This is a genomic window from Pseudomonas benzopyrenica (assembly GCF_036884265.1).
Taxonomy (GTDB): domain Bacteria; phylum Pseudomonadota; class Gammaproteobacteria; order Pseudomonadales; family Pseudomonadaceae; genus Chryseomonas; species Chryseomonas benzopyrenica.
On record NZ_CP145723.1, the window covers coordinates 4,903,496 to 4,915,596 of the forward strand.

Consider the following 12,101-nt stretch of genomic DNA (forward strand, 5'->3'; position numbering starts at 1 on the left):
GGACTCCTCAGAAGCGGAAGGTGGTGGCGGCCATCAGGAAGCTGGTGTCGTCGCCATCGGCCTGGCGCACGGCGGCGCCGGCCTGGAAGTAGCTGTACTCCAGGTCCAGGGTCAGGTTGGCGGTGGGCATCCAGCGCAGGTTGTTGCGCCAGAGGGTGCCGGCCTTGCGCGCCGAGCTGGCCGCGGTGCCCGGCACCGTGGTCATGCCCGGCAGGTAGACGCCGTCTTCGGTGCTCTGCCGCCAGACGCCGAACAGCCCGCTTTCCAGCTGCAGGGTCGGTCGCGGCGCCAGGGTCAGCAGCGGGCCGACCAGATAGAGGTTGGCCAGGGTGGTGAGACCGGAGTCGCCATAGAAGCCATTCTTCGGATAGAGCGGATCGAAGGTGCCGACGCGGTCGTCGCCCAGGCCGTGATCGCCACTGGCGGCGTCCACCCGCAGGGCCAGGCGCGGCTTCCAGGCGCCGCCCAGGCGATAGCCGGTTTCGCTGCTCAGGCCCCAGGCGCGGATCTGGGCCCCGGCCAGATGCCCGCCCTGCCCGGCCAGGTCCCAGCTCCAGTCCCAGGGACCGGCGTTGCCGAACAGGCGGAGGCCGGCGGTGTAGCGCTTTTCCGCACCGGTCAGACCGTCCAGGGTGCGCTGATCGGTCTCCAGGCCGAAGCCGTAGACATCGAGCTTGAGCGGTCCGGCCAGCGGCAGGGTGCCATAGAGGCCATAGAACTTGACCGCGTTGTTGGAGCCATCGTCGAAGCTGTCCTCGCCGGTCACCACGGGCCTCAGGCCGAAGGCGTCCAGCCGGTAGCCGTCCGGGCGACTCCAGGCCAGGCGCAGACCGTCGAAGTTGAGGCGGATGTTGCGGGCGTCGCGGTAGGTGACGAAGGCCTGGTTGCCGTAGCCCAGCTCCTGGCGGCCGATGCGGGTCATCAGCTTGCCGCCGGCCAGCGGCGTGTTGAGGTCGATGAAGGCCTGGTGCAGTTCGGTTCGGCTCTGGTCGTAGGGGCCGTAGAGCGCCTTGTTCCAGGCGCGGGTGTTTTCCAGCTGGACGAAGGCGCGCACGGCGTCGTCGAACAGGTGCAGGTCGGCGTGCAGCTGCAGGCGCTGCTGGATGTAGTGATCGGTATCCACCCCACGCCGGCCAAAGACCGGATTGCGGATGCTGTCGAAGCGATAGCGCGCCTCGCCGCCGGTCTGCAGCCAGGCCGAATCGCCGAGGCGCTGGTAGCGCAGCCCGTCGAAGGCATCGGTGCGCTTGGCCGGATCGTCGAGGAAGCGATAGTCCTCGGCCCAGCGCGGCGGCCCGGGCGGCAGGGGACGCGCCGTCTCCAGGCTGTTGAGGGGCTTGGGGCGGGCACTTTCCAGGGTGGTGGAAGGCGCGGCGAAGGCGCCCTGGCTGGCCAGCAGGGAGGCGAGAGAGGCAAAGGCGAGGCACGAGCGGGCCCGTGCGCAGGCCGGAAGCGAGCGCGAAAGAGACATGAGGTGACCGTCCTGACGAAAGAGGCGGAAGGCGCCGCGAGGCGCGGGGATCAGGGCCTAGCGGGCGCGGATCGGCCGAGCGTCAGGAGGGAAGGCGGTGGGATAGCGAGCTGACATGGCGGGTGTTCCTTTTTTGTTGTTGTCGTCACCGTAAGAGGCCGTGCGGCCCTGGTTCGATGATGGTCGATGCCAAAAATGGATCAAGCCATCCCACCCAAATCTGGCCGATTACCGAACGTTATATTTGTTAACTTTATCTCTGGGAGACGACTGGTCACCTGCGCCTATCAACGTCGCCTGACTCGCGATTTGTAACAATGCCTACCCTAGAGGGGTCCATGAGAAGGCCCGTACGGGTTAAGGTTCCTTCTCTCACGATCGAAAAGGCGAACTCATGAGCTCCAAGACCCCTCTCCTGCTGGCCGGTGCCGCGCTCTTCACCCTGCTGGCGGGTTGCGGCTCGCACGAAACCCAGAGCGGCCCGACGGCGGCCTCCTCGGCCCCGAGCGGTGTCGTCAGCAGCAGTGGCCGTTGCAATTCCGATGCGGTCCAGGATCTGGTCGGCAAGGCCCTCTCCCCGGCTCTGGCCGAAGAAGGCCGGCAGCGCGCCGGTGCCCAGGTCGTTCGCGTGGTCCGTCCGCAGGACCCCATGACCATGGACTTCAACTCCCAGCGGCTGACCATCACCACCAGCGCCAGTCTGGTGGTACAGACCGCCACCTGCGGCTGATCCCCGGCGCACCCCACGACCTGCCGGCCACTGCCGCGCAGGTCGACGTCTGCCGCTAGAGGCCGAAGCCCTGGCGCAGGGCCGCCACGCTGTGGAAGTGGAAGTCAGGGCAGTGGCGTTCCAGTTCTTCCCGACTGCCGAAGCCATAGCCCAGGGCCACCGCCGCCACACCGTTGGCCTGGGCGGCGATCAGGTCGTGCTCGCGGTCACCCAGCATCAGGCAGGTCTCCGGCGCCAGGCCTTCGGTTTCCAGCACGAAACGCAGCAGCTCGGCCTTGTCGGTGCGGGTACCATCCAGCTCGCTGCCATGCAGGGCGGTGAAGAACTCCGTCAGGGCGAAATGTCTGAGGATCTCCACGGCGAACACCCGCGGCTTGGCCGTCACCAGATAGAGCCGCCGCCCGGCCGCCTGCAGCTCGGCCAGCAACTCACGGATGCCCGCATAGACCTCGTTCTCATAGAGGCCGGTGGCGCGAAAATACCCCCGATAGGCTTCCACCGCGCGCCAGGCCCGCGCCTCGTCGAAGCCGTAGTGGGTCCTGAAGCTCTGCAGCAGCGGCGGGCCGATGAAGACCTCCAGCCGGCGCAGATCGGGCTCCTCGATACCCTCGGCGCGCAGCGCCACCTGGATCGCCCGGGTGATGCCCAGGCGCGAATCGGTGAGGGTGCCATCGAGATCGAACAGCAGATGGGGGTGATGCATGGGGTGTCCTAGGCGGCGGAGATACTGGCCAGTATGGCGACCGGGGGCAGAGATCGGTAGGCTCGACCGTTCCACTGGAAATGAGTCTTGTTCGCTGATGCCGCTTTCGTCCCGTTTCGCCCGTCAGAGCGCCTGGCTGGCCCTGCCGCTGCTGCTCGCCCTCGCCGCTCCCGGCCAGGCCCGTCCCATCGATCAGCCCATGGATGCCCAGGTGCTCCAGCAGCCAGGCCACGGCTATGCCTTCAGCGAACTCCAGCTGGATTCCGTCGACGGCGCCCGCCACTACCAGGTATGGATCGCCCGACCCGCCACCCCGGCACCGGCCGCCGGCTATCCGGTGCTCTACCTGCTCGACGGCAACGCCGCCCTGGGCGGCCTGAACGCCGAGTTGCTCGATACCCTGGCCAAACGGCCCCATCCGCCCGTGCTGGTCGCGGTGGGCTATGTGGGCGGCAAGCGCATCGACGGCCCTGGCCGGGCCTACGATTACACGCCGTCGGCGCCTACCAGCGAACGTTTTCGCGAGATGGCCACCGGTGGCGCCGACGTCTTTCTCGCCTGGCTGCTGGACCGCCTGGAACCGGCAGTTGGCCGTCAGGTGCCGCTGGATCCCCGCCAGCGCGCGCTCTGGGGTCACTCCCTGGGCGGGCTGTTCGTCCTCCACGCCCTGCTCACCCGCCCCGACGCCTTCGCCCAGGGCTACGCCGTGAGCCCCTCGCTGTGGTGGAGCCCTACCGTGCTGCCGCAAGATGACGAGCAATTGAAGGCGCGCTTCAAGACCCATCCAGCCCGCCTGGTGCTGCTGCAGGGCGGCGCCGAACGCGAACTGCCTGCGCACTTCCAGAGCGAGGTCCCTGCCGATGCCACCCGGCGCCTGGCCGACCGCCTCGGGCAGATACCCGGCATCCAGGTGCGCTACGAGGTGCTCGCAGGCCTGGGCCACGGACCCATGCTGCCGGCCTCGCTGAAAGCCGTGCTGAGCGAGTGGCGCTAGTCCGCCAGCCAGCGATACATCACCAGGCAATCCACCAGCCCCAGGCTGGCATGGCGATAGGCCCTGGGTAGGGTACCGACGATCTCGAAGCCGTGTTTCTGCCAGAGCCGCACCGCCACCTGGTTACTGGCCACCACCGAGTTGAATTGCATGGCCTGGAAGCCCAGTTCGCGAGCCACCTGCACGGAGTGCTCGCAGAGAGCACCGGCCACGCCCTGGCCACGGGCGGCGGGAGCGACCATGTAGCCGCAATTGCAGACGTGATCGCCCGGGCCCATGGCATTGGCCTTGAGGTAGTAGCTGCCGAGAATCTGGCCATCGCGTTCGGCGACGAAGGTTGCCCGGGGCAATTCCACCCATAGTCGCCAGGCGTCGTCGCGGCTCATGTCCGGGTCGTAGGCGTAGGTCTCCCGGGCCTGGGCGACCTGCTGGATCAGCGGCCAGACCTGGTCGAAATCGGCGGCTACGAAGGAGCGAATCTGCATGGGTGACTCCGGTGGACGAAAGAGTCGCCAGTGTCGCCTAGCCGGCTGCCGCTGCCAAATCATCGCCCTCTTCCAGCAGTCCCTGACCGCCCTGGCGACAGGCCGCCAGCAACTCCTCGGCCAGGCCCTCGTCGTCTAGCGCCCGCGCCAGCGCCACGCCACCGATCAGGGTGGTGGTCAGCTGCAGCGCCCGGGCGCGCCGCTGCGCCGGCGGCCCCGACAGATCCCGTTCCAGCCGGCTGACGAAGCGCGCGAAGAAGCGCGTATAGCTGCCACGGATGGCGGCCTCCCGATGGGTGACATCGGCCGCCAGAAAGGCCAGCGGACAGCGCAGCGAATCGCCCTCGGCATGCTCGCGACTCAGGTAATGCTCGACCAGCTGGCCGAGGCCTGAGCCGCCGAGACTGTCGAGCCGGGCGCTGCCGACCTGGGCGGCATGGGCGATGGCCTGGTCATAGACCTCGGTCTTGGTGCGGAAGTGGTGATAGAAAGCGCCGCGGGTGAGACCGGCATCGGCCATCAGGTCATCGAGTCCGACCGCATCGAAGCCCCGGAGGGCGAACAGGCGGGCGGCGCTGTCGAGGATGCGCTGGCGGGTCTGCACGCGCTGATCAAGGGGCCAAGCCATGGTTGCTCCAGATTATGTTCTTGAACATAAGGTCTCCTTTGCCAGCATCGCGGCTTCTTTACAAGGAGTCTGCAGCATGAAGCCCTATCTCTTCGGCCCCGCCTTCAGCACCCTGGTGCGCAGCGTGCGCCTCCATGCTCTGGAGCGCGGCCTGGACCTGCCCTGTGGCCTCGCCCCGGGTGGCCAGGCCATCGCCTGGCGCAGCGAGGCCCACCTGGCGCTACATCCCTTCGGCCAAGTGCCGGTGCTGCTCGATGGCGAGCAACGGATCTTCGAGACCCTCGCCATCTGCCGCCATCTCGATCGTCAACTCGCGCCGGAGCGCGGCGGCAATCCGGAGCAGGACGCCTGGAGCAGTGCCCTGCTGACCACAGTGGATACCCATCTGGTCCGCCGCTATCTGCTGCGGATCGCCGGGCCACGACCCGAGCCCTTCCGCACGCCGGAAGAGCAGCAGCGCGCCCTGGCCGCCGTCGACGCGACCCTGGGCGTGCTCGATCGCCAGCTGGGTGACCAGCGCTTTCTCTGCGGCGCCGAGTTCAGCCTGCCCGACGCCCTGCTGGTGCCCATGCTGGACTACCTGGAGCCCCTGCCGGAACTCCGCTGGTCGGCGAGCTGGCCCCGCCTCGCCGCCTATCTCGACCGCCTGCGCGCGCGACCCTCCGGCCAGGCGATCCTGGTGGCGACCGACTTCAAGCTGCGCTGAGCCTACAGGGGCTACCGGTGACCACTTACCTCCCCAACACACCGTAACCATCCCCTCTCCCCCCGGGAGAGGGCTAGGGTGAGGGCCGCCCACCGCCCCCGCCTACCTGCTAGCCTTGGAAGCTCCCTCCTCAGCCCAAGGACCGCCCATGACCACCGTCCGCCCCATCGCCCTCGTCACCGGTGCCTCCCAGGGCATCGGCCGCGCCGTCGCCCTCGGCCTACTGCAGGACGGCTTCCGCGTGGTCCTGGCAGCCCGTCGCGCCGAACCCCTGGAGGCCCTCGCCGAAGAGGCCCGGCAACAGGGCGGCGAAGCCCTGGCGGTACCCTGCGATGTCACCGATGCCGCCAGCGTCGAGGCCCTGTTCGCCCGCATCCGCGACACCTATGGCCGTCTCGACCTGCTGTTCAACAATGCCGGCGTCGGCGCACCGGCGGTGCCCATCGACGAACTGGAGCTGGACGCCTGGCACCGGGCGGTCAACACCAACCTCACCGGCGTCTTCCTCTGCAGCCGCGCCGCCTTCGCCCTGATGCGCGCGCAGTCGCCCCGTGGCGGGCGCATCATCAATAACGGCTCCATCTCGGCGCACACGCCCAGGCCCTTCAGCGCGCCCTACACCGCCACCAAGCACGCCGTGGCCGGTCTGACCAAGGCCCTGGCTCTGGACGGTCGCGCCTTCGATATCGCCTGCGGCCAGATCGACATCGGCAACGCCGCCACCGAGATGACCGAGCGCATGGCGAGTGGCGTGCTCCAGGCCGACGGCAGCACTGCCGTGGAACCGCGCATGGACGTCAAACACGTCGCCGACGCCGTGCGCTACATGGCCAGCCTGCCGCTGGACGCCAACGTTCAGACGCTGACGGTGATGGCGACCAAGATGCCCTATGTGGGCCGGGGCTGAGGGGTTCCACGTGGAACCCGATCAGACAGGGAGCAGGAAATGAATCCAGCCGAGATCGTCTCCTTCTGGCGCACCGCCGGCCGGCGCCAGTGGTTCAATGGCGGCCCTGACTTTGACGCCGAATGCCGCACTCGCTTCGAGGCCGCGCATCTGGCCGCCAGCCGCGGAGAACTGGACGGCTGGGCCACCGGCGCCGAAGGCGCCCTGGCCCTGTGCCTGCTGCTCGATCAGATCCCGCGCAATATCTATCGTCATAACGGCCACGCCTTCGCCACCGACGGCCTGGCCTTGAGGCACGCGCGCCAGGCGATCGACGCCGGCCTGGATCAGCAGGTCGAAGCCGAGTTGCGCGCCTTTTTCTATCTGCCGTTCGAACACTCCGAAGCCCTGGCCGATCAGCAGCGCTCGCTCGCCTTGTTCGAGGATCTGGGCATCGAGCACTACCGGCGCTATGCCGAGGCCCACTTGGAGGTGATCGCTCGCTTCGGTCGCTTCCCGCACCGCAACCGGGCGCTGGGGCGGCTCAATACGCCGGAGGAACAGGCCTGGCTGGATGCTGGCGGCGGTTTCTAGCCGTTTCTTCTGGCCGCCGAGACAGGCTGCCTCAGCCCCGCCACTCCACTACCAGATCCGCCCGGGCTCTATCGCCGTCGATCAGTCGCGCATTGGGCTCGTCGGTGCTTTCCACCCAGGCCTCGGCCTCCGCGCGGCTGCGGCCGAAATGCATGTGGCGGGCGACCAAGCGTTCACGACGCTCCGCGGGATCGACGCGCACGTACCAGCACTCGTCGAACACCTCGGCGACATCGCTCCAGGGCGCCTGGGTCAGCAGCAGGTAGTTGCCCTCGCTGATCACCAGCTGGGTCTCGGCGGGGACCGGGATGGCATTGGCGATGGGCTCTTCGATCTCGCGATTGAACAGCGGCGCATAAACGGTCTCCCCGGCCACCGGCGTCTTCAGCCGCTGCAGCAGGGCGCGATAGCCGCGCGCATCGAACGTGTCCGGCGCGCCCTTGCGTTGCGCGCGACCCAGGCGGGCCAGCTCGCGATTGGCCAGGTGATAGCCGTCCATGGGCACCACCACGGCACGCTCGCCCAGCGCCGCCGCCAGCAGCTCGGCTACGGTCGACTTGCCCGCGCCCGGGGTGCCGGCGATGCCCAGCAGGCGACGTCCACCCTGGGCCAGCAGCGCCTCGGCGCGGGCCAGCAGTTCAGCGGGGAGTTGCAGGCCATCGACCGGACGCTGGCTGCTCATGCCGGCACCCCCAGCAACGCAAGGATGGAAACGGCAGGCAGGCACGGGAAAACGGTCATGGCGGAGGTTCCGGCAGTGGGGATCGCGGCACGCTAGCACCCAGCAGAGCTGGTCGTCGACTTGGAGGCTGTGCCGGCGGAAAGCGATCACAGTCTGCAGCCATACGAGCGGATCACCGCTGCGCCCCCTCGGCATCCACCCGGCGCTCTCGTACACTCCGCTTCCAATCGGCCGCAGGCCGCCGTGTGCCTTATACAAAGGGATTTGGTCGCCATGAAGAAACCATTACTCACCACCCTCGCCGGTGTGGCCCTGGTCGCCGTCGGCACTGCCGTAGGGGGCGCCTGGTACACCGGCACCCGGCTGGAAGGCGAATTGCGCCAGGCCGCGAGCCAGGCCCAGGTAGCCTTGCAGGCGCAACTGCCCGAGTACCCCTTGCAGCTGCAGCTGGTCGAGCTGCAACGCGGTGTCTTCAGCAGCACCGCCACCTTCAGCCTGACCGTACAAGCCGAGGATCGGTCGCCCGTGGAGGTACTGCGGGTGCTCGACGACATCCAGCACGGTCCCTTCCCCCTGACCCGCCTCAAATCCCTACAGCTGGCGCCAGTCATGGCGGTCAACCGCTTCACCCTGGCGCGCACGCCGCTCACGGCCGATCTCTTCACCCTGGCCAAGGGCGCCGAGCCCGTGCAGCTCGACGCCACCCTGGGCTACGACCGCGCGGTGGACGGCGGCCTGACCCTGGCCGCCCTGCGCCTGGACCAGGCCCAGGGCGCGGTGGCCTTCTCCGGTCTGAACGCCACCTTCCACACTGACATGGAGGCCAGCCGACTGCGTCTGGACAGCACGGTCGGCCAATTCAGCCTCAATGTGCGCACGCCGGATGGCTGGGCCAAGCTGGAGACCGAAGGTTTCGGGCTGACCGGCGACAACCGCCGCAATGCCGATGGCTTCTGGCTGGGCCCGGGTCAGCTGCGCCTGGGGCGCCTGCTGTTGGCCATGCCCGGCAAGCCCGCGGTGGAGCTGCGGGACCTGCAGCTCCAGGGCGACACCCAACAACAGGGCCAGCAACTGGCGGGGACGCTCAATGCCAGCCTCGGTCGACTCGACATCGCCGGCCAGACCCTGGGCAAGGCGAGTCTGAGCAGTCACTACAGCAATCTCGACAGCCCGGCCCTGGCCCAGCTCAACGCCCTGCTGCAGCACCTGCAGCTGGATACCGAGCAGGGTCTCGATCCCACCACCCAGGCGACCCTGCAGCAGCACCTCGGCGATGTGCTCGCCGCGCGTCCCCAACTGGTGGTGGAGGACCTGCGCTTCGATACCCCCGGCGGCAGCAACCACCTGCATCTGGACCTGACCCTGGCCAAGCCGGCGACCTACGATCTGCCGCCCGAGCAACTCGCGGCCCAACTGCTGGCCGGTCTCGATGCGCGCCTGTCGGTGGCGCGGGGCAGCCTGGTGGATGGCGTCCTGTTCCAGACGGGCGCCCAGCGCACCCAGCCGGCCATGCAGCAGCAGGCCCAGGCCACCGCCGAAGCCCTGGCCGGCATCGGCCTGAACAGCGGCCTGCTCAAGGCCGAAGGCGAGGATCTGGTGGCCACCCTGAGTTATAGCGCCGGGCGGCTGATGCTCAACGGCCAGGAGGTACCGCCGGAACAGCTGCTGGCCCTGCTGGAACGCCCGCAACCCCCGGCACCCGCCAAACCCCAGGGCAAGGCGCCGCAGCGCTAGTGGATGTTTGGGCTGTTGGGCTTCGGCGATAGAACTGCCTCAACCCAACCTACGTAGGGTCTCGTAGGTTGGGTTGAGCAAGGCGAAGCCCAACGATGCTCGTCACCGCTGGCCGTTGGGCTTCGACGATAAAGCCGTCTCAACTCAACCTACGCAGGCTCCGTAGGTTGGGTTGAGCGCAGCGAAGCCCAACAGGCCTCAATCGCCCTACTTCAGCTCCAGCCCACCGCTGGCCTTGTTCAGCTCGCGCAAGTGCTTGCCGAGCAGATCCAGGTTGGCTTCGGTCAGGTCCAGGCCGTCGCGGGCTTCTGGCGAAAGCAGCTGGCGGACCTCGTTGTTGAGGGTGTCCCTGAGGCTGCGCAGGTGCGCCTGGCGCTTCTGGCTCTCGGCGGTCAGCTGTTCCCACTCGCCTGGTTGCGGCAGGCCGTAGCCGTCGGTGCCGAGCAGCTCGGCGGGGCGGCTCAGGTAGCCGCTGTCCTTGAGGATCTGCTCCAGGGCGCCGCCGGCCTTGCCAAAGCGCGCCTTGTCCACCGCATCCTGACCCAGGTAACGATCCTTGAGCTCGGTCTGCGCCTGCAGCAACGCCCGGCGATAGGCCGCCTGCTCCAAGAGCAGTAAGGCGGCGCTGGCGCGCAGATCGGCGCGCTGGAATTGCTCGCGGCGCTGCTGGGGGGTCAGCGCCAGCCAGGCCTCGACGTCCGCCTGGGGCAGGTTCAGGCGCTGCCTGGCCACCTTGAACATCGCCTGGAAGCGCTCGCGGAAGCTGTCGAAGCGATAGCCCAGCCGCAGCGCCTCGCGCGGATCGTCCAACACCGAGGTGTCCACCAGATCCTTGAACCTGAGCGCATCCATCAGCCCGGTGGGGGTGATGACATCGAGGTGGGCAGCGGCCAGGCGCGGTACCCCGTCGTGCAAGAGCTTGAAGGTTTCCACCGCGCAGTTGTTGGTGACGAAGTAGTACTGGCCGTCATAGCTCCAGTGCACCTGGGCGGTCCGTTCGAGGAAGTCGGCGATCTCCGGGCGGGTCAGCTTGAGCGGGACCGATTGCAGGCCGCGCAACTCCACCTTGGTGTACTCGTCCACCACCTGGGCCAGCGGCAGCACGAACAGCCGCGACGGATAGGAACCGGTCAGGCCGCGCCAGCTGGAGAGCTGGACATCGTTGACGAAGGCGCGGAACGACAGCACCAGGTGGTATTGCAGGTCCAGTCGGCAATCCGGGCCGCGCGGCCGCCCGGGGGCGCAGACCACCAGGCGCAGCATGCTGTGGCCCCAGCGGCTCATGACCTGCTCGTTGCCCTCGGCCAGCAGGTAGTCGACCGCATAGACCCGCTCCGGATCGAGCCAGCCCAGGGGCGCCTCGCCGAAGTCGTTGCCGGCGTTGAGATAGGGATAGCGCCCCGGACAGGCATCGTGCGCCGGTGACCAGCCGAAGTGCTCGGCGAAGTAGCGCTGCAGCGCCGGCCGGCGACAGGCGTAGCTGGGGTCGAGCAGGAAGTACTCCATGTTCACCGCCACGAATTCCTTCGGGTTGGTGACTTCATAGAGATCGGGACTGCGGGCGATGAAGAGATTCTTGGACTCGCGATTGCCATGCTTGCGCGTCTTCACCTGCCAACCGGCCAGGTCCAGCAGCCGCGGATCGTCGGACAGGGTGTAGCTGCGCCCGGCCTGGCCCTGGCATTTCACCGGCAGCTGGTCGGAGGTCAGCCCCAGGCCGCCGCAGGAGAGGATCAGCTGGCGCTGCTCGGGCGTCCAGACGCGCTCGCGGTCATAGAAGTGGGTCAGCTCGTGCAGCACCGTGGCCAGCAGTTCGCGGTGCTGGGTGCCGTGGGGGCGGCCGGTCTGGATGCGGGTGTCGCTGCCGTCCACCAGACTGGGCAGCAGGCGGCGATTGAGCAGCAGGTTGCGCTGATCCGCCTCGCCATAGGCTTCTTCCAGCAGCTCGCTGCTCCAGCGCACCGGGATGCGCTCATCCAGCGCCGCCTTGAATTTGGGTGGCAGCAGGGCCTGGGCTTCAGCCAGCAGTTGCTGGGTCGCCTGGATCTGCGCGGGCGTCAGGCCCTGGGTGTCGAGTTCGAGGTGCAGGGCGGCCTGGGCCCCGCCAAGGGCCAGGCCGGCCGCGAGGCCAGCCAGCCACTGCCGCAGCCGGCCGGCGCGGTTCTTCACAGTGCCAGGATGGCCTGGGCCAGCTGCAGGTCGTTGGCCTGGCGCGCGGCCGGGAACTGGTCGCGCAGGCTGCGGAAGGCTTCTTCCAGCTGGACGCCACGGATGTCGCCGTCGGTGGCGACGAAGCTGGCGGCATCGCCACGCGCGGCCTGGATCATCTTGGCGTCGCGGATGGAGGTGGTGGTGTCGGAGGTGAAGTCGATGCTGCGCTGCAGCGCCCGCACCACGATGTTACTGGTGGCCACCAGGGTCTGGGCCTGAGCCAGGCTCGAAACGCCCAGGGTCAGGGCAGCGGCGATAAGCAGGGAACGGCGCATGG

General features: G+C 68.3%; 13 protein-coding genes. 6 read left to right on the forward strand and 7 right to left on the reverse strand.

From position 1 onward, the window contains the following. Window positions 1-7 precede the first annotated feature (7 nt). Window positions 8-1,471 carry an alginate export family protein gene (locus tag V6W80_RS23130; RefSeq protein ID WP_338545467.1) on the reverse strand — a complete coding sequence of 488 codons (1,464 nt, stop codon included), beginning with the start codon at window positions 1,469-1,471 and terminating at the stop codon, window positions 8-10. Between the two features lie 394 nt (window positions 1,472-1,865). On the opposite strand from V6W80_RS23130, the gene V6W80_RS23135 reads away from it, so the two are divergent. Beyond that, window positions 1,866-2,201 (forward strand): I78 family peptidase inhibitor, encoded by a 336-nt coding sequence (locus V6W80_RS23135; protein ID WP_338545468.1) that lies wholly within the window; start codon window positions 1,866-1,868, stop codon window positions 2,199-2,201. A gap of 55 nt (window positions 2,202-2,256) precedes the next feature. On the opposite strand, the gene V6W80_RS23140 is transcribed toward V6W80_RS23135, so the two are convergent. After that, window positions 2,257-2,904, reverse strand: a complete 648-nt coding sequence (locus tag V6W80_RS23140; protein ID WP_338545469.1) for an HAD-IA family hydrolase — start codon at window positions 2,902-2,904, stop codon at window positions 2,257-2,259. A gap of 97 nt (window positions 2,905-3,001) precedes the next feature. Here V6W80_RS23140 and V6W80_RS23145 point away from each other — a divergent pair, with 97 nt between their 5' ends. Further along, window positions 3,002-3,898, forward strand: coding sequence for an alpha/beta hydrolase (locus V6W80_RS23145; RefSeq protein ID WP_093253117.1), 897 nt, complete (start codon window positions 3,002-3,004; stop codon window positions 3,896-3,898). Here the strand turns inward: V6W80_RS23145 and V6W80_RS23150 are convergent. Continuing rightward, a complete protein-coding gene (locus V6W80_RS23150; protein ID WP_093253114.1) occupies window positions 3,895-4,383 on the reverse strand; it encodes a GNAT family N-acetyltransferase in 489 nt (162 codons plus the stop codon). The two genes, V6W80_RS23145 and V6W80_RS23150, sit on opposite strands and share 4 nt — an antisense overlap. A 37-nt stretch (window positions 4,384-4,420) precedes the next feature. Continuing rightward, window positions 4,421-5,011, reverse strand: coding sequence for a TetR/AcrR family transcriptional regulator (locus V6W80_RS23155; RefSeq protein WP_338545470.1), 591 nt, complete (start codon window positions 5,009-5,011; stop codon window positions 4,421-4,423). A gap of 76 nt (window positions 5,012-5,087) precedes the next feature. Between V6W80_RS23155 and V6W80_RS23160 the strand changes: the two genes are divergently transcribed. The 3 genes from V6W80_RS23160 (at window position 5,088) to V6W80_RS23170 (ending at window position 7,197) form a co-directional block, all read left to right on the forward strand. Next, on the forward strand, window positions 5,088-5,717 hold the full coding sequence (locus V6W80_RS23160) for a glutathione S-transferase family protein (RefSeq protein ID WP_338545471.1): 630 nt from the start codon (window positions 5,088-5,090) through the stop codon (window positions 5,715-5,717). Window positions 5,718-5,865: 148 nt separating this feature from the next. After that, window positions 5,866-6,624 (forward strand): SDR family oxidoreductase, encoded by a 759-nt coding sequence (locus V6W80_RS23165; RefSeq protein WP_064307705.1) that lies wholly within the window; start codon window positions 5,866-5,868, stop codon window positions 6,622-6,624. A 39-nt stretch (window positions 6,625-6,663) separates the two neighbouring features. Beyond that, window positions 6,664-7,197: a DUF924 family protein gene (locus V6W80_RS23170; protein ID WP_338545472.1), complete on the forward strand. Its 534-nt coding sequence runs from the start codon at window positions 6,664-6,666 to the stop codon at window positions 7,195-7,197. A 31-nt stretch (window positions 7,198-7,228) separates the two neighbouring features. Here the strand turns inward: V6W80_RS23170 and V6W80_RS23175 are convergent, their stop codons facing one another. Beyond that, entirely contained in the window at window positions 7,229-7,879 is a 651-nt protein-coding gene (locus V6W80_RS23175; protein WP_338545473.1) for a nucleoside/nucleotide kinase family protein, read from the reverse strand. Window positions 7,880-8,152: 273 nt separating this feature from the next. Between V6W80_RS23175 and V6W80_RS23180 the strand changes: the two genes are divergently transcribed. Further along, window positions 8,153-9,613, forward strand: coding sequence for a YdgA family protein (locus V6W80_RS23180; RefSeq protein WP_338545474.1), 1,461 nt, complete (start codon window positions 8,153-8,155; stop codon window positions 9,611-9,613). Window positions 9,614-9,820: 207 nt separating this feature from the next. Here the strand turns inward: V6W80_RS23180 and V6W80_RS23185 are convergent, their stop codons facing one another. Then, complete coding sequence (locus V6W80_RS23185) at window positions 9,821-11,782, reverse strand: DUF4105 domain-containing protein (RefSeq protein WP_430707776.1); 1,962 nt, start codon at window positions 11,780-11,782, stop codon at window positions 9,821-9,823. Beyond that, window positions 11,779-12,099, reverse strand: coding sequence for a DUF2388 domain-containing protein (locus tag V6W80_RS23190; protein ID WP_007160025.1), 321 nt, complete (start codon window positions 12,097-12,099; stop codon window positions 11,779-11,781). Before V6W80_RS23190 ends, V6W80_RS23185 begins: the two co-directional genes overlap by 4 nt. Between the last annotated feature and the right edge of the window lie 2 nt (window positions 12,100-12,101).